General features: G+C 57.8%; 15 protein-coding genes. 1 reads left to right on the top strand and 14 read right to left on the bottom strand.

The window, feature by feature from the left end; genetic code table 11:
- Nucleotides 1–3: 3 nt before the first annotated feature.
- The 14 genes from B0B09_RS03225 to B0B09_RS03160 all read right to left on the bottom strand — a co-directional run bounded on the left by B0B09_RS03225 (nt 4) and on the right by B0B09_RS03160 (nt 15923).
- Nucleotides 4–720 (bottom strand): alanyl-tRNA editing protein, encoded by a 717-nt coding sequence (locus B0B09_RS03225; RefSeq protein ID WP_076658344.1) that lies wholly within the window; start codon nt 718–720, stop codon nt 4–6.
- Entirely contained in the window at nt 717–3119 is a 2403-nt protein-coding gene (locus B0B09_RS03220; RefSeq protein WP_084190713.1) for a DUF3772 domain-containing protein, read from the bottom strand. The genes B0B09_RS03225 and B0B09_RS03220 overlap by 4 nt, the downstream gene beginning before the upstream one ends.
- Nucleotides 3116–4144 carry a cysteine synthase A gene (locus tag B0B09_RS03215; RefSeq protein ID WP_076658343.1) on the bottom strand — a complete coding sequence of 343 codons (1029 nt, stop codon included), beginning with the start codon at nt 4142–4144 and terminating at the stop codon, nt 3116–3118. Before B0B09_RS03215 ends, B0B09_RS03220 begins: the two co-directional genes overlap by 4 nt.
- A gap of 68 nt (nt 4145–4212) precedes the next feature.
- Nucleotides 4213–5328, bottom strand: coding sequence for an NUDIX domain-containing protein (locus B0B09_RS03210; protein ID WP_076658342.1), 1116 nt, complete (start codon nt 5326–5328; stop codon nt 4213–4215).
- Nucleotides 5329–5331: 3 nt separating this feature from the next.
- Complete coding sequence (locus B0B09_RS03205) at nt 5332–5775, bottom strand: TrgA family protein (RefSeq protein WP_055292713.1); 444 nt, start codon at nt 5773–5775, stop codon at nt 5332–5334.
- A gap of 37 nt (nt 5776–5812) precedes the next feature.
- Nucleotides 5813–7021 carry an SAM-dependent methyltransferase gene (locus B0B09_RS03200; RefSeq protein ID WP_076658341.1) on the bottom strand — a complete coding sequence of 403 codons (1209 nt, stop codon included), beginning with the start codon at nt 7019–7021 and terminating at the stop codon, nt 5813–5815.
- 125 nt (nt 7022–7146) lie between these two features.
- Nucleotides 7147–8565: a cryptochrome/photolyase family protein gene (locus B0B09_RS03195; protein ID WP_076658340.1), complete on the bottom strand. Its 1419-nt coding sequence runs from the start codon at nt 8563–8565 to the stop codon at nt 7147–7149.
- A gap of 30 nt (nt 8566–8595) precedes the next feature.
- Entirely contained in the window at nt 8596–9813 is a 1218-nt protein-coding gene (locus B0B09_RS03190) for an aminotransferase class V-fold PLP-dependent enzyme (RefSeq protein ID WP_076659763.1), read from the bottom strand.
- Nucleotides 9814–9881: 68 nt separating this feature from the next.
- Entirely contained in the window at nt 9882–11555 is a 1674-nt protein-coding gene (locus tag B0B09_RS03185; RefSeq protein ID WP_076658339.1) for a BCCT family transporter, read from the bottom strand.
- Nucleotides 11556–11756: 201 nt separating this feature from the next.
- Entirely contained in the window at nt 11757–12740 is a 984-nt protein-coding gene (gene acuI / locus B0B09_RS03180) for an acryloyl-CoA reductase (protein ID WP_076658338.1), read from the bottom strand.
- Between the two features lie 87 nt (nt 12741–12827).
- Nucleotides 12828–13928: a dimethylsulfoniopropionate demethylase gene (locus B0B09_RS03175; RefSeq protein WP_076658337.1), complete on the bottom strand. Its 1101-nt coding sequence runs from the start codon at nt 13926–13928 to the stop codon at nt 12828–12830.
- On the bottom strand, nt 13928–14407 hold the full coding sequence (locus B0B09_RS03170; RefSeq protein WP_084190796.1) for a DinB family protein: 480 nt from the start codon (nt 14405–14407) through the stop codon (nt 13928–13930). The genes B0B09_RS03175 and B0B09_RS03170 overlap by 1 nt, the downstream gene beginning before the upstream one ends.
- A 23-nt stretch (nt 14408–14430) precedes the next feature.
- Nucleotides 14431–15141, bottom strand: a complete 711-nt coding sequence (locus B0B09_RS03165) for a DUF1326 domain-containing protein (RefSeq protein WP_076658335.1) — start codon at nt 15139–15141, stop codon at nt 14431–14433.
- A 14-nt stretch (nt 15142–15155) separates the two neighbouring features.
- Nucleotides 15156–15923 carry a DUF2182 domain-containing protein gene (locus tag B0B09_RS03160; protein WP_076658334.1) on the bottom strand — a complete coding sequence of 256 codons (768 nt, stop codon included), beginning with the start codon at nt 15921–15923 and terminating at the stop codon, nt 15156–15158.
- Nucleotides 15924–15996: 73 nt separating this feature from the next.
- Between B0B09_RS03160 and B0B09_RS03155 the strand changes: the two genes are divergently transcribed.
- Entirely contained in the window at nt 15997–16731 is a 735-nt protein-coding gene (locus tag B0B09_RS03155) for a FadR/GntR family transcriptional regulator (protein ID WP_076658333.1), read from the top strand.
- Nucleotides 16732–16819 lie beyond the last annotated feature (88 nt).

Here is a 16819-nt window from a genome sequence, read left to right as displayed (position 1 = left end):
GGCCTACTCCAGATGCAGATAGACACGCCGGTTCTGGCGGCCCTTCTTTTCGATCTTGCCGATCCGCACGCGCCCGATCTCTTCGGTATTGGCGACATGGGTGCCGCCACAGGGCTGCAAATCGGCAGTCTCAGCGCCGACCCCGATGCGGATAAGACGGATTTGACCGCTGCCACGCGGGGGCTGGACAGACATAGTTTTCACCAGATCCGGCTGCGCATCAAGTTCGGCGTCTGTGATCCATTCCTCTGTCACATCCAAATTGCAGGCAATCAGCCGGTTCAGGTCTGCCTCGAGCGCCTCTTTGTCCTCTGGTGCCTCGGGCATATCGAAATCCAAGCGGCCTTTGTCGGTCCCGATGGACCCACCGGATACCGGCAGCGGGATCACAACAGACAGCAGATGCAGCGCGGTATGCACCCGCATGTGGCGCAAACGACGGTCCCAATTCAGCACCTGTGTCACCTCTTGGCCAAGACTTGGGAGGCCCGCGGGTTCCGCCGGGATCAGCACCACATCCTCACCATCACCTTTGACAGTGGTGGCAATCTCGATCTCGCCACCTTTCCAGCGCAGCGCCCCGCTATCCCCCGGTTGCCCGCCGGATGTGGGGTAAAAGAGTGTCCCATCCAGCACGATACCGCCTTCCGTCGTGATCGCTTTGACCGTGCCAATCGCTTCGCGGGCATAGGCATCTTTACGAAACAGCAGTTCGGTCATGTTGTCTTGGTCTCCTTTAAAACTTCGGGGTTCCGCAGCCATATATCACGCTGGGCAAAGGGAATTTCGATGCCTTCTTCGGCAAAGGCCTTGGCAATCGCGTGGTTCATCTCGGATTTCACGACAACGACATAGTTCACGTCGCGCAGGATCGCGCGGATCTCGAAATCAAGGGAGTCCGCACCGAAACCCGTAAACAAGACTGCAGGTGGCGGCGACAAGACGACCTGCGGATGCGCCTCGGCAATGCCGCGCAGGATGTCCGACACCTTGTCGGTATCCGTCCCGTAAGCCACACCGACGGGCACAATCACGCGCCCGACCAGATTACCACGGGTCCAGTTCGTCACCTGCCCGCTCACCAGATCGGCATTGGGAATGATGACATCGGTCCGGTCGAACGTCTCGATCCGCGTTGAACGTACCGAAATCGACCGTACATAGCCCATTTGATTGCCCACCTCGATCCAGTCGCCCTCACTGACAGGACGTTCGATGAGCAGGATAATCCCGGAAACAAAGTTTGAGACGATATTCTGCAGGCCAAAACCGATGCCCACGGACAAGGCACCGGCCACAATCGCAAAATTCGATAGATCAATCCCCGCTGTAGAGATCGCCACAAGCGCCGCCAGCATGATACCAACATACCCAAAACCGGCGACAATGGCGTTCTGCCCGCCGAGATCCAGCCGCGTGCGCGGCAATACCGTGCGCCGTAAAGTGCCTTGAATAAAGCGCGTCAACAGATAGCCCACCGCAAAGACAATCGCAAAGGTCAGGAAATCGGTTGGCGAAATGCGGCTTTCGCCAATTGAAAAACCTTCGCGGAAACGGGCCCAGATTTCGGTCAGGTCATCGACCCGCGCGCCCCATATCAGTGCAAAAACGGGTAAGCTGACCATATAAAGAACGAAGCTGACCATGACCGGGATCAGCGCATGCAGGCCGCGCACATCTTCGCCTTCATTGCGCGGTTGCGTCAGTTCGCTGACAATCTGCTGCAACAAGAACAGCACGGCCACGAGTGCGACGGAAACGATGGACGGCCCAAGAAGAGCGATGCCCGCCGCAATATAACCGAACCCCGCAATCACAGGGGCGACAACCGCAACAATGGTGGCAAAGCGCCCGACCAGATTGCGCATGCGCCCCGCCGATACGATCTGGTCATCCTTTTGTTCGGGCTTGGTGCGGATCACACGGCCCAGCCGCCAGAAAAGAAGCCCAAGCACAACAAGGATCGGCCATGCGAAAGCCGCTGTCGCACCCTGTGACATATCCATTGTCCGAAGCCCGGCCCCTGCCAATGTGCCAAAGGCCATGACCCAGGCAAGCGCGCTGCTGGCCTGCCGCCCGGCGGCACGGGTTTGCGCGTCATACCCCAGATAACCCGGGTTCTCGCCCAAAGGAAAAACAAGGCGCGACAACCACCAGCCGAAAATCACGTATGATCCCGCAAGCGGAACCGCCTCCAGAATATCGCCACCGCGCAGGCCGACAATATCAAGCGCCTGCAATGCCTCGGTCAGTGCGAGAAGCCCCAGCAACGGCACTGCGATCTGGATCAATGACGCAACAAAGAGCAACAGCGGCCGCCAGTGCCCTTCTCTTGTCGTTAAAGACATACGCCAGCGCGTCACGAACCCGCGCCCAACGCTGAGCAACGCGACGCCGACAACAAGCAACAACAAAACGCGCGGCAAATCACGGCTCAGCATCCCGCTGCTGCTGCGGGCGTTGAAACCTGTCATGATCTCGATGCCAACGACATCCGCAAGCTGCCAGAGGGTCGCAATCGCCTCGCCGATGTAAGTGGGATTAAGCGGAGATGGCCCCCGCACCGACAGCTCATCGGTCTGTTGCTGCAACGCCATCGCATCAAATTCACCGATCAGACCGTTCGCGCGGGCGTAGGATTCCTGCGCGAGCAGGCGGGGTGCCTCGAGCATACTGCGCTGCGCGACCAGCGCAGCACGGCGGGCGGCCACGGCAGGCGCTTCTTCACCGCTTTCAGGCACCACCCCGAGCGCCGCAATCTGGGCGTCGACCGTGGCAATCCGACCGGCATTGATGTTTGTCTGCTCGAGGAAACGGTCGCGCCACACAACAAGTTCGGCGCGTAACCTACTGATCGCAAACATAGACGAATCATCACGACCAGCAAGTTCTTCAGCGCGCAGTGCAAGTCTTTCAAAGCTGCCCGTGTCCGCTACGCCCACCTCAATCGGAATATCACCAAGCGATGGCGACTGCGCATCAGGTGCTGTCTCGGCTGGTGCATCGCTTTCGGTTTCAGCCGGCGTATCCGCCTGCGGCGTCCCTTGTGCGGCGGCGCTTGCAGGCTGCAAAACAGCAAGGAGACCGATCAGACAGACTGCCGCGAGGACCCGTATCATACAGCTTCAAAAACCTCGGGCACGTCAACCTTCTGCTCTAACCATGTGGGTACTGGCAGGTCCTTGCCCCTCAGAAAGTCAGGGTTGAAAATTTTGGACTGATAGCGCGTGCCGTAGTCACACAGGATCGTCACAATCGTATGACCCGGCCCCAGTTCACGCGCGAGCCGGATCGCACCTGCGATGTTGATACCGGTGGACCCGCCCATGCAAAGCCCCTCGTGCTGCAAGAGATCAAAGACAATCGGCAGTGCCTCGGCATCGGGGATTTTATACGCAAAATCAGGGGTAAAGCCCTCAAGATTGGCGGTGATCCGCCCCTGCCCGATCCCTTCGGTGATGGAATCACCCGCCGGAGGAACCTGACCTGTGTAAAGCTTGTAGAGCCCCGATCCATCCGGATCAGACAGGCCGACCTTGACACCTTTGGCCTGCAAGACCTGCCCGACCCCCGCCAATGTGCCGCCGGAACCGCAGGCGCAGGTAAACCCGTCAACCTTGCCGTCGGTCTGTTCCCAGATTTCAGGACCAGTGGTTTCGATATGGGCCTGCCGGTTTGCAGTGTTATCAAACTGGTTTGCCCAAACCGCGCCATTCGGTTCGGTCTTGTTCAGCTCGGCGGCCAGACGGGCCGAATATTTCACGTAGTTATTGGGATTGGCGTAAGGCACCGCCGGCACTTCGACCAATTGCGCGCCCGCCACGCGGATCATGTCCTTTTTTTCCTGACTTTGGGTGTCAGGAATAACAATCACCGTCTTGAAACCCATCGAGGCACCGACCAGCGCAAGGCCGATGCCTGTGTTGCCGGCGGTCCCCTCAACGATGGTCCCGCCCGGTTTCAGATCACCGCGCGCAATCGCATCCTTGATCATGAAAAGGGCCGCGCGGTCTTTGACCGATTGACCGGGGTTCAGAAATTCGGCCTTGCCCAGAATGGTGCATCCTGTTGCCTCGGATGCGGCACGGAGCTTGATCAGGGGCGTGTTTCCTACGGCATCTGCAAGATCGGTCTTAATTGTCATTCCACGGCCCTTTCATCTGTTCCTCTCTGTGTAGGGCTGCGAGGGCCTAACATCAAGCAAACTCAAGGTCAGGCAGCACCCTGCAGGCGCGCTTTGTGGCGCAGTATCCAGTAGAGCAGAAAGAGCGCCGGACCGGTCGCGATTTCCCCGCTGTCCGCAAGGGCCAGCGCATCGTCAAAAGCCAGCGGATGCAGCCTGAGGTCCTCCGCCTCATCGTCCAACCCGCCCAGATAGGCCTCAGTTTGCGGCAAATCACACAGCCCCACATAGGTGTAGAAATAATCCGTGCTGGCCCCGGGCGAGACATAAAACGCCCCCGCCTCTTCCAGACGCGTGACGGTCACCCCCGCCTCTTCCTTGCATTCGCGCAGCGCCGCTGCCTGTGGCGTCTCGCGTGCATCCACAATCCCCGCAACAGGTTCGAGCATCCACGGGTTCGGGTCGTGGCGCAGACGCGGGCCCAGACGGGCCTGCTCAACCAGCAGAACCCTGTCGCGCACCGGGTCGTAAGGCAGGACAACAGCCGCATCTGTCCCCACAAAGCCTTCGCGCACCAACACATCAGAGCGTCCGCCAGTGAATTTGCGATGCATGACATCGACGCTTTCAAAGCGAAAGAAACGCCCCTGCGGCGCGCGCGCGCCGGTGATCTGGAAATCCGTAGATTGGGCGGTATAGCGCTGCGTGGCAGGTGCCGCTTTGGCGCGATGCTTGGACCACGCCCGTGCTTCGATCATCGGCCACATTGCGCGTGCCACCGCAAAGGAAGGCAGCGGATCATAGGAAAACAGTTCTGTTGCCGCAAGCACGGCAGGCGCGAGGTGATCCGCCTCCCACACGGCCAGCGACCATGCGCCCACACCCAGTGCAACGTCTTCGGGTGGAAGATAGCATTGGACCGTACGCGGACCCGTCGCGGTCGTCACTTCGACCGCGACGAAACGATAGCCGAATGCGCCCTCGTAAAGATCAAGGCGCGCCATTTGCTGATCATCCAGACCTTCATAGACCAGCCCCTGCGCCGTCGCGCCACGCTGCGGCGCAATGAAAGGCACCACATTCCCGTCCACAGGAAAAACGCCATAATCCGGCAGATCAGCCGGCACAGCACCACGGACCGGACCACCGCACACGGCGGCCATCAAGTCTTGGGACCGCAAAGTCCCGTAAACAAAAAGATCCATGGCTTAGGGAAAACGCTGACCGAAAAATTCGGTAATCCATGCACAAACGATCCCGCCGATCAGCACCGTGGCGATCAGGGTCACATCAGTGAACAAAATTGCGTATTCGATCATCTGGTTGAAGACATCAATCACGGCTTCCATGGTACCGTCATTATAGCGGTTGCGCAGCGCATTCGAGATCATCTTATTGAACGAAAGGGCGAAAATCGCGCAAAAAGCAATCGCCGCACCACTGGTAAGCCCGATGCCTACCGCAGGGTTATAGCCTTGTCCGGCGCGGCTCCCGCAGACCCGCCATCCCACGACAAGGCCGATAAAGCTGACGACAGGAAGCCAGAACGTGGGCGCGTTCGACTCGGGAAAGAACGGGATTGTCAGGCCCGCAAGGTACCAACCAAACAAAGCAAAGATAATTGCACCAGCAAGACGTCCGGCTGTTGGCATGTCATGCGTCCTCTCTCTTGGCGCGCACGACCCTGTGTTAGCTCGGCCGTGTCACGGTAATCTGCGTTACGTCGCAGTTTCTGCTATCGAATGTCGCGGCACAAGAGGTCAGATAAAAATCCCACATCCGTTTGAAACGCGCGTCAAAGCCCAAAGCCGCGACCTGATCCCACTTTTCGTTGAATGTCTCGTGCCAGCGGCGCAGCGTCAGCGCATAGCTCTTGCCGAATTCAATCGACCCTTTAACATTTAATCCCGCTTTTTCAACCTCTTGACGCAAAACAGTCGGGCTTGGCAGCATACCACCGGGGAAGATGTATTTCTGGATAAAGTCCACGCCCTTGCGATAACTCTCCCAGCGTTCGTCTTTGACAGTGATAATCTGGAGTGTTGCGTGTTTGCCCGGTTTGAGCCGTTCACGCACGGTTTCAAAGTACTTGGGCCAATATTGCTCCCCGACCGCTTCGAACATCTCGATGCTGGCGATCCCGTCGTAAAGGCCTGTTTCGTCGCGGTAATCCTGCATTTTGATCTCGACCATGTCGGACAGACCCGCCTTGGCCATCCGCGCCACGGCAAAATCATGCTGCTCCTGACTGATCGTCAAACCGGTCACCTTGATCCCGCGTTCCTTGGCGGCGTATTCAGCGAACCCGCCCCAGCCACAGCCAATCTCAAGCACATGATCGCCAGCTTTGGCGCCCATCTGATCGACCATACTTGCATACTTAGCGGTTTGCGCGGCTTCGGTGCTTTCCTGCCCTGTCTCGAAAATCGCCGAGGAATAGGTCATCGTGTCATCAAGCCAGAGCCCGTAAAAATCATTGCCCAGATCGTAATGATAGCTGATGTTCTTGCGCGCTTGGGTCTTTGAATTGCGCTGCATCCAGAACCGGACACGCTCGTAAAACCGGATCAGCTTTTGTGCAGGGAACCCATCGTAAATATGATCGGCCTCATCATGCATGAAATCCATCACCGCCATCAGATCGGGGGTGGTCCACCAGCCATCCATATAGGCCTCGGAAAACCCCATATCGCCTTCGCGTACTGTGCGCGCAAAAAGATCGGCGTTGTGCACGTGCACCTCCGCCACATAACCGGGTTTCACGCCTTCGGCACGAAAATGGCGCCCATCAGGCAGAATGATATCAACGCGGCCTTTCTGAAGGTCTTTCACCTGATCAAATACCCGCGCAAAATAGCGGGGCAGACCGGTTTGGCCGTCTGTACTCGTTAAGATCATGTTTTCTTCCTGTCGTCGTCTTTGGCACTCGGGCATCTTGCGCGGCCTGTTTGTACCCAAATTAACCTTTGCTACGGTGAAGTCACGGAGAACGTTCAAAAAAGTTTCAACTGACCTTGGGGCAATCAGAAACCACGGTCCTGATAGGCATCAAGTGCGCGCTTGCGACCCACATCTGCCGGAACAATCGGATCAGGGTAGCGGTCCTGCGCTGTCATGCCCCAACTGAGAGGGATCATATCATAATAGGACAAAGCTGTCGCGCTTGGTGTCTTGGTGCCCTCGGCAATCCATTTCTTGACGTATGCGCGATCCTTGTCGAATTTGTCCAACTGCGTCACCGGATTGAACACGCGGAAATAGGGGGTGGCATCGGGACCCGACCCCGCCGACCACTGCCACCCCATCGCATTGCTGCAGGGATCCCAGTCAATCAGGCAATCAGCAAACCAATCCAGCCCGATCTTCCAGTGACACAAAAGGTGCTTGGTCAGATAAGACGCAACGATCATCCGTCCGCGGTTATGCATCCGACCCGTCACATACATCTCGCGCATGGCGGCATCGACAAACCGGATTCCCGTGCGTCCTTGCTTCCACGCTTTCACCTCGGCCAGCCGTTCGTCCGTATTCCATGGAAAGCTGTCCCAGTCCTCTTTCCAGTTGCCCGTCGTGATGCGGGGCGTGTGATAAGCCAGATGATAGGCAAACTCGCGCCAGACCAGTTCTTTCAGGAAAGTCTCGGCATCACCCTTGCCGTCGTGCAGCGCGCGCCAGCCTGCGTGCCAGCATTTGCGCGGGCTGATTTCGCCGTAGGTCAGGTTTTCCGACAGCCCCGAGGTGCCATCCACGGCAGGCAGATCACGGTTCTTGACGTAATTGGCGACATGATTGGCGATAAAGGCGCCCAAACGGTGCGATGCGGCCGTTTCCCCGACGGTGCAATGGGATGCCAGAATATCCGCCCCGCGCTGCATCGCAGCGGACATTTGCCACTCTTCCATATCATCCGAGGCCGGCCAGCTGTCAGGTACGGGGATTGTGGCGGGGGTTGGAAGTGCGTCAGGCACGTCGTTGTCGCGCACGGATTTCCACATGGGCGTGTAGACTTTGTAAAACCCGCCGGTTTTGGTCTCAACCGTCCATGGCTCGAACAGGACATGCCCAGTGAAACTCTCGGCCTCAAGGCCATCTTCTTTCAAGGCAGTCTTGACCTTGGTATCGCGTTCGCGCGTCTGCGGGTCATACATGCGCGACCAATACACCGCCCCTGCCCCTGTCTCGGCAATCAGATCGCGCAACACCGTCAGCGCCTCGCCACGGCGCAGAATCAAACGGCTGCCTTTTTCCTGCAACGATTTCGCCAGATCACTCACCGACAGACCCAACCGCATCTTCGGCGCCGCACCAAGGGTTTCTGTCAGTTCGTCATAAATGAAAACCGGAATAACCGGATGACCCGCCGCGACGGCCGCAGACAGCGCTTCATGATCGCCAAGGCGCAGGTCGCGCCGGAACCACATCAGAATAGGGGATTTGCTCATCAGACCTCCGCGCAGGACGGCGTGCCTGCTTTATAACACCTGATCTAGCGCCCCCATCAGCGCGTCAACCTCATCCTTGGTGGTGTAATGCACGAAACTGACCCGCAGCACACCTTTGGACAGGTCCACACCCATAGCCGAAAGCGGACGCTGCGCATAAAAATCACCGCCCCCCGCCATAATCCCATGCGGGGCAAGTTGCGCTGCTGTCTCTTCAGCATCCGCTTCCAGTGACAGCGCAACAGTGGGTGCGCGGCGCAGAGCGTCCGCAGGACCGATAAGCCGTACCGAGTTTTTTGCCGAGACGTAATCCAGCAAAGGCTGCAAAAGGACCACCTCTTGCGCGCGCATCAGATCATGGGATTTGCGCGCCGCCGCAGCCCCCGTGCCACCACCATGATGCGCAGACATCGCCTCAAAATAATCGGCCATGCCCGCACTGGCTGCGACCTGCGCATGGTCAGGACCTGCAGGTGTGAAGCGCTTGTAAAGGCTGTCACCGTTGAAATGGTGCCCCTGATTGGGCAGCTCCATGCCCCAGTCCGCGCGGATCACCATGATGCCTTGATGTGGTCCATAGGTTTTATAGGCACTGAACAGATAGACATCACAGCCAAGTTCGGCCACATCGACAAAGCCATGTGGCGCATAGCTGACCCCATCAACAACGCTGCGAGCACCGGCAGATTTCGCCAAAGCGCAGATGCCAGCCACATCATTGATCGCACCCACAACATTCGAGCAATGCGGGAACACCACAAGCGCCACATGCTGCTCAAAGAGCTTGGCAAGGTCCTCCGGGCGCAACTCGCCCGTGTCGGGATCAATCTGCCACTCAAGGATATTGACGCCATCCTCGGCCAACCGCCGCCACGGGCCGCTATTGGCCTCGTGATCCTGATTGGTCACGACAATACTCTGGCCCGGCTTGATCCATTTGCGCACCGCTTGTGCCAGCACATAGGTATTCTGTGTGGTCGAGGGCCCGAAAGACACCTCATGCGTTTCAACCCCCAGCATTTCGGCCAAACGCCTGCGCGCCTCGTCCATTTCCTCACCGCCTAAGCGCGACGCATCATAGGGCGCATAAGGCTGGACCTTTCGTTCGGTGTAGAAGCGGTGCAACCGGTCAATCACCTGACGGCAGGTATAAGACCCGCCAGCATTTTCAAAAAAGGCCTGCCCCTGCAATGAAGGCTGGTCAAAGGCGGGGAATTGGGCGCGCACCCATGCGATATCTAGTGTCATACGCACATGGATACGAAAAAGGCCCCGATGCGCAAGCACCGGAGCCTTCGTTTTTCAGACCGCCCGCTTTATTCCGCAGGCAAAGCGGCTTCATCCACCGTCGTTTGTACGCCAGCCGCCTCCCGCTTGCCATCAAGCCAGATGCCCTTGATCAGCGCAAAGCCCATCAAAACCATCACAACGCTGAACGGCAGCGCACCAATCACCATCGCTGTCTGGATCGCACCCAGACCGCCCGCGATGATCAGACCACCGACAACAAACGCAAGCGCCGCCCCCCAGAAAAGGATATGCGGACGCGCTTTCGGGCCTTCGTCACCGGCTGCGTTGATTGTATTGATGATCAACACTGCCGAGTCAGCCGACGTCACCAGATAGGTCAGCAGCAGGATCACCACGATCACCGACATGATCCAAGCCAAGGTCGGCTCAAGAATGACCGCCAACATCGCAAAGAGCTGATCCGACTGGCCAGCACCCGTGATCGCACCGTTCGCATCGCCGTTCAATTCCAGATCAATCGCTGTCCCACCAACCAGGGCGAACCAGACAAAGCACATCACCGCAGGAATGATCAAAGCACCCAGCACATATTCGCGTACTGTGCGCCCACGCGAAATGCGTGCAAGGAACACACCAACGAAAGGTGCAAATGCAATCCACCATGCCCAGTAAAAGATGGTCCAACCACCCTGCCAACCAGCCAGCGCATCGCCTTGCTCGGTGCCATCTGCCGCCCAGACAGTAAGGATATTGCCGGGTATCGATAGCAAATAATCCCAAATCCCGACAAAAAGGGCCGTCAGGCCAAAGAATGTCGATCCGAAGATGATAAAGAACACGAGGATGAAAAAGCTCAGTCCCATGTTGATGTTCGACAGCCATTTGATCCCTTTGCCCACACCCGAAAGTGCCGACAGGGTTGATGCACCCATGATCACAATCAGCGCGACGATAATCGCCATAGTCGAGGATGATTGCTCACCCGCAGCATCCGTCGTGTAAAGCCATTCGCCAAAGCCGATGCGATACAGACCGGAGATAAACTGTTCGACGCCAAAACCGAGTGTCTGTGACACGCCCAGCACAGTCGCAACCACAGCCACCACATCGACCACATGGCCCAAAGGCCCCGACAAGGCTTTGCCGAACAATGGAGTCAGCCCTGACCTGATCGTGAGTGGCAGACCGCGGCGATATGAAAAATAGCCCAAAGACAGACCGACAATCGCATAGGATGCCCATGCCGCCAGTCCCCAGTGGGTGAACGACCAGATATAGGCATCACGCACGTTGTCGGCGCTGCTGCCTGTCGTATCGCCCATGATGGTCGCAGGGTTGGACGCCCAATGATACATCGGCTCGGCCGTCGCAAAGGTCAGCATCCCGATACCGATCCCGGCACCAAACATCATCGAGAACCACGAAAAGTTCGAAAATTCCGGCTGGTCGTCAGGCATGCCAAGTTTTAACCGGCCAGAAGCCGGCCATAACGCAAGCCCGAGGCAAAGAATGACGAAGAACGCCATCGCATAAACATACCAGTAGTTGAACGTCCCGAGGATAAATCCGTTGATACCCCCCAGCACACTTGCCGCTGCGTCGGGAAATGCAACGGCCCAAATAATTAACGCCCCGACCAGTATCTTCGCCGTAATCGTCACGTCCTTGGTAAATCCGCGGTAAAAACCACTCTCTGCCGTCTTGATGGGCAGATCCATCAATGGAGGTTTCGGTGCCATTTTTTGTCCCCTGTTGGCTATTTATTGTGCAATCATACTACACAAGAATACCCCCCGACCAAACCTATAAAGCGGCATGATAGCCAAAAGCGACACCGATCAGTGTTTCCGCACCGCAGCAATCTCGCGTTATTTACAAAAGAAAATGCCGCCGGAACACAGCATTCCGGCGGCAAAATCGTCTGTTTACGACATGTGAGTTCAGGCGTTCACATCAACCACAACACGGCCTTTGACCTGACCTTGCAGAATGCCAGCACCAAGTGCGGGCAGGTCTGACAGCGTCGCAGGCTGGATCATCGCCTCGAGTTTATCCATCGGCAAATCCTTGGCAATGCGCGCCCAGGCGCGGACGCGGTTGTCATAGGGTTGCATCACGCTGTCGATCCCCAAAAGGTTCACACCACGCAGCAAGAACGGGATGACGGATGCGGGCAATCCCGCCCCGCCCGCCAGACCCACAGCAGAGACAGAGGCACCATATTTCATCTGCCCCAAGACACGCGCCAGCATCTCGCCACCCACCGCGTCAACACAACCGCCCCAGGTCTCGGCCTCCAGTGGCCGACGGGTGATTGCGTTGATCTCTTCGCGGGGCACGATCTGTGTCGCACCAAGCGATTTCAGATAATCGGCCGTCTCGGGCCGTCCTGTCACCGCCGCCACTTCATGGCCCAGATTGGCCAGGATCGCCGTTGCAACGGACCCCACGCCACCTGCCGCACCTGTGACGAGGACCGGACCATCCTTGATGCCATGATCTTCAAGCGCCATTACCGCCAGCATCGCGGTAAAGCCCGCAGTGCCCACTGCCATCGCCTGACGCGAAGCAAGGCCTTCTGGCAATGGCACAAGCCAATCCGCCTTCACCCGCGCCTTTTGGGAATACCCGCCCCAATAAGCCTCGCCCACGCGCCATCCGGTCAGCACAACCTTGTCACCGGGCTGATAGCGCGGATCATCCGATGCCTCGACAGTGCCCGCCATATCAATGCCAGGCACATGGGGGTAATTGCGCACCAACCCACCGCCCGGCCCGATGCAAAGCCCGTCCTTGTAGTTCACGGTCGAATATTCGACGGCAACCGTCACATCACCTTCGGGCAACTGTTCCAGCGACAGCTCTTGCACAGATGCGCTGGTTTTCCCTTCTGCATCTTTCTCGACCATCAAAGCTTTAAACATCGTCATTCCTTTCATTTCGGGGGCTGAGGCCCCCACTTTCCATGTCTCTTCAGACTTCCGCCGGAGGCTCCGGCGCGGCAACCGGGCCTAGATCCAGAATTTCTCGTACACGGTGGCCACACGCGGGCCATCCTGTGTCTGCACTTCTAGCTGCGTGCCTTCGTCCCAATGGGTCATCCGCACCATGCCAATGGCGACGTTGGTCCCGTAATCCGGCGATGCCGCAGCCGACGTGATCTGGCCAACCTTCTTGCCCTTGGCCATCAATGGCCAAACCTGATTGCACACCGGAATATCACCCGCAATCGCGATCGCGCGGATTTGCTGCGTTGGCCCCTCTTTGGCCACCCGCAAAAGCGCATCGCGCCCCACACAGCCAATCGCGGTCTGGGTCGAACAGAACCGGCCCAGCCCGCATTCATGGGGTGTGTTCTCACGGGTCATATCATTGCCATAGGATAATAGCCCGCCTTCAATCCGCTCGATCAGATTGGGGCAACCTGCGTAGACATCCAGATCCTTACCCGCCTCCATCAACGCGTTCCACAGCGGCATACCGTTCTTTGTGCCGTCAACGTAAATCTCGAAGCCGCCCTGCTTGGAATAGCCCGACCGCGCCACCGCCATGCTGACACCGTTGAAATCGAACCAGCCAAAGCGGAAAAACTTGATGGCACGCACCGCATCGCCAAAGACCCGCGCCATCAGATCATCGGCCAGTGGCCCCTGCACCGCCAGCGGCGAAATATCAGGCTCGTCCACCAAAACATCCAGGCGATAGCCATAGGCCAAAGCCTTGACCCAGAATAGCAAATCACTGTCGGCAATGGAAATCCACCAGCGGTCCTCGGTCAGTTTCAACGCGACGGGATCGTTCAACATCCCGCCGGTTTCATCCACGATCGGCACATAGAAACACTGCCCCGGCAACATGCCGCGCAAATCGCGTGGCGTCAGCATCTGCATCAGGCGTGCGGCATCCGGGCCGCGCAGTTCCACCTGCCTCTCACAGGCCACATCCCAGACCTGCACGGCAGCTTTCAGGTGGTGATAATCCTCCACCACGCTGCGAAACACCGTGGGCAGCAGCATATGGTTATAGACGGTATATCCCTTAACCCCGGCCGCTTCGACGCCATCGCTAAAGGGTGTGCGCCGAACACGGCGCGAAGGTGCAATCACAGCCATCAGAAATCCTCTGGGATAAAGGGAAGATCGGTGTCGGGCAGTGTGTGCCCTGCCGCGGTCATCATCGCATGAACCTGCCCGCGATGATGGGTTTGATGGTTGAACATTTGCATGACACAGAGCGCCATCGGCTTGGACATCTGCCTGCCCAACGCGCCAGAGTACCAGTCCAGATTGCCCACCAAATCAATCGCTTGGACGCTTTGCGCCCAAAGCGCGATCCGCGCATCCATCCGGAACCGATCCGCAGCCCAGACAGCGGGCGTCACCGCCATTTCCACGCTTTCCTTCAGCGTCACGTCCGTGCCGGCCCCGCCGTCAAAACGACTGATCCACAAGGTATCGCCCCACAGCAGATGATTCAGCGTGCCCATGATCGAACCAAAGAACGCCCCGCGATCCTTGCGCAGCTCGGCTTTGTCCATCGTCAAGACAATCTCGCGCAAAGCAGAATTCTGCCACGCATTATAGCGCGCCATCGTCCGGCAATACTCTGGCGTGATCAAGGCTTGGGACCTTTCCAGTCAATCGGGCAAATCTCGGCGGATTTGCCGCCAAAATCCCAGACACGGCCATAGTCGCGGACCTTGGATTTTGTGCCTGTGGCGGCGATGATATCAGGCCCCATCCAGTATTTGGAATTGCTGACCATAACCGGATGATCGGGGGATTTGCCCGCCATCATTTCGATCTCGCCCTGTATTTTGCGGCCAATATAGATGCCACGCTTGGTTCCTTCGCGGACGATCTCGACCTTTTCGCGCTCGGCCCCGATAATTTCAGACACCAGCATGGTGAACAGACCCGTGGTGCCCCCCGCCTGCCCGCTGAAAATCTTCAAAATGCCATTGTAGGCCTTTTGTGTACTGCGTTCATCGACATAAGCCGCAACTTTCCAATTGCCCTCGGCCATCCGGCCCGGAATATCGACGAGCAGACCAACGTTTAGACCTGACAGGTCCTCGCCCTCGAAGTGCCCCTCATCAATGGCAATGGCCATCCACGCATGGCAATGTCCCTCGGTCGGCGGGTGCGCACCAAGGCTGACGACGCAGGGACAAAAGACCGTGCAGGAACAGTTCAAAAACAACTCGCCCTTGATCGCCCATTCAGTGGGTTTCATCTTGCGGCGCAGCGGATTGCTTTCCATCCGTTGATCGATGCGCTGCGAAATCGGCAGTCGATCTGCGGGGGCCCGTGTCTTGTCAGCCATATCTCGTCCCTCTTCTAAAAAATTGCCAAGCCGAGGCCGGCAGCAATCAAGACCACGCCGACAGGCTTGATCACACGATGCCCGATTTCGGGCAGTTTTTCAAAAACCATCAGCAGCGTTGCCAAACCCATCCAAGCAAGGCTCATCACGCCGCCCACAAATCCAAGCGCCATATAGCCCCAGCAACAGACCACACAAAATGCGCCCAGCCCGATCCCCATACGCAAACCACCGGAGAAACCGGTTTTCCAATGCCCCAGAAAATAGGTCATCGGCGCATGGCACACGCCGTGGCAGACCTCCTTGATGCGGGTAAACTGGAATGCCCCCACGATGATCAGCAAGGCAGCGGAAAACCAGACCGGCGCAATCCCCAGCATATTGATCACGCCGCCAAAAAGCAGGGCCAACTGAAGTCCGGCGATCACGGCAGCAAAACCCACCCAGACGATGAAGTAGCCCAGCAGCAGACCGACCCACCCTGCCCGTGTGCCATCGGCGCTGACCATCAGTTTTTCATAAGTTGTCAGCGTCGGCACCAAGGTGGGCAGCATCATCGCGGCCATCATCACAGCCCACATCGCAAACAGCGGGCCGAAACGCGCCATCGGCATATCCATCGGCATGCGCGGGTCCATCTCTGCCATCGCCTGCCCCATCGGCCCCGGACGGCCCAGCAGATCAAGGTCCATATCGACCGCCATCATATAGAGCATCAGCCAGGACAACAGGATCGTGCCGAAAAAGAGCAGCCAAAGCGATGATCTGATCAAATGCGACAAGCGGCTCTCCCGAAGACCAGTTTGCGACTCAAGACTTGCACAATCATATGTCAGACGTTTAATTGTCTGACAAATGAAAATTGATCCGCACAACCCCGCAGACCTTTCTGCCCAGATCGCCAAGGCTATTCGCGATGCGATCATCTCTGGCGCTTTGCCTGTGGATGAACGCCTGCCTTCCGAGGCTGAATTGGCCGATCAGTTCGATGTCTCGCGCCCTACGGTACGTGAAGCGTTGAAACGGCTGGCCGCCCAATCGCTGATCCGCACGCAGCGCGGCGCCACCGGTGGTGCATTCGTGAACCGGTTGCGGTTTGAAGATGCATATGGGCAGCAGATTACCACATCGACCTTGCTGCTTTCGATGAATGACGTCAGCTTTGCCACCGCTTGTGAAGCGCGCTATGCGCTGGAGCGCGCCTGTGCGCCGCTTTCGGCATCACGGCGCAGCGCCGACCACCTTGCCACGATGCGGGCCGAGGCGCACCGCCAATTGCAGCCCGGTCTGACGGATGAGGCCTTTTGCGCCTCGGATGTCGCATTTCATCGCGCCTTGGTGGATGCAGCGGGCAATCCTGTTTTATCCTACCAATTGGCCGGCGCGGTCGAAGCGATGCAGCCATTAATGAATATGATCACCTTCAGCGCGCGGTCGCGTGAAAAGATCGTGGCCCTGCATACGTCCATCGCCGATGCGATCGAAGCGCAGGACGCGCAAGCCGCTGACACTCATCTGGCTGCCTTGGCAACCTATACCCAAGAGTTGGCACAGAATGTGATTGCCGAAAGGCAGTCCAAGCGTGGTTAAGGTAAGGTGGATCTTGATCCACCTTACGCCGCCGATCACACCGTTTTTTGATCATCTCTTGTGCGATCCGTGGCTGTCCATCCAAGAC

The organism is Yoonia rosea, assembly GCF_900156505.1.
GTDB lineage: Bacteria > Pseudomonadota > Alphaproteobacteria > Rhodobacterales > Rhodobacteraceae > Yoonia > Yoonia rosea.
Note: the sequence above shows the minus strand (reverse complement) of the source record. Positions and strands in the feature narration are given on the sequence as shown.

Bases quoted from the DNA above. Each gene is read 5' to 3' on its own strand.
- B0B09_RS03170 (WP_084190796.1), bottom strand. From the start codon at position 14,407: ATGGCGCGCTATAATGCGTGGCAGAATTCTGCTTTGCGCGAGATTGTC.
- B0B09_RS03165 (WP_076658335.1), bottom strand. From the start codon at position 15,141: ATGGCTGACAAGACACGGGCCCCCGCAGATCGACTGCCGATTTCGCAG.
- B0B09_RS03220 (WP_084190713.1), bottom strand. From the start codon at position 3,119: ATGATACGGGTCCTCGCGGCAGTCTGTCTGATCGGTCTCCTTGCTGTT.
- B0B09_RS03185 (WP_076658339.1), bottom strand. From the start codon at position 11,555: ATGGCACCGAAACCTCCATTGATGGATCTGCCCATCAAGACGGCAGAG.
- B0B09_RS03225 (WP_076658344.1), bottom strand. From the start codon at position 720: ATGACCGAACTGCTGTTTCGTAAAGATGCCTATGCCCGCGAAGCGATT.
- B0B09_RS03205 (WP_055292713.1), bottom strand. From the start codon at position 5,775: ATGCCAACAGCCGGACGTCTTGCTGGTGCAATTATCTTTGCTTTGTTT.
- B0B09_RS03155 (WP_076658333.1), top strand. From the start codon at position 15,997: ATGAAAATTGATCCGCACAACCCCGCAGACCTTTCTGCCCAGATCGCC.
- B0B09_RS03210 (WP_076658342.1), bottom strand. From the start codon at position 5,328: ATGGATCTTTTTGTTTACGGGACTTTGCGGTCCCAAGACTTGATGGCC.
- B0B09_RS03215 (WP_076658343.1), bottom strand. From the start codon at position 4,144: ATGACAATTAAGACCGATCTTGCAGATGCCGTAGGAAACACGCCCCTG.
- acuI (WP_076658338.1), bottom strand. From the start codon at position 12,740: ATGTTTAAAGCTTTGATGGTCGAGAAAGATGCAGAAGGGAAAACCAGC.
- B0B09_RS03195 (WP_076658340.1), bottom strand. From the start codon at position 8,565: ATGAGCAAATCCCCTATTCTGATGTGGTTCCGGCGCGACCTGCGCCTT.
- B0B09_RS03175 (WP_076658337.1), bottom strand. From the start codon at position 13,928: ATGGCTGTGATTGCACCTTCGCGCCGTGTTCGGCGCACACCCTTTAGC.
- B0B09_RS03190 (WP_076659763.1), bottom strand. From the start codon at position 9,813: ATGACACTAGATATCGCATGGGTGCGCGCCCAATTCCCCGCCTTTGAC.
- B0B09_RS03200 (WP_076658341.1), bottom strand. From the start codon at position 7,021: ATGATCTTAACGAGTACAGACGGCCAAACCGGTCTGCCCCGCTATTTT.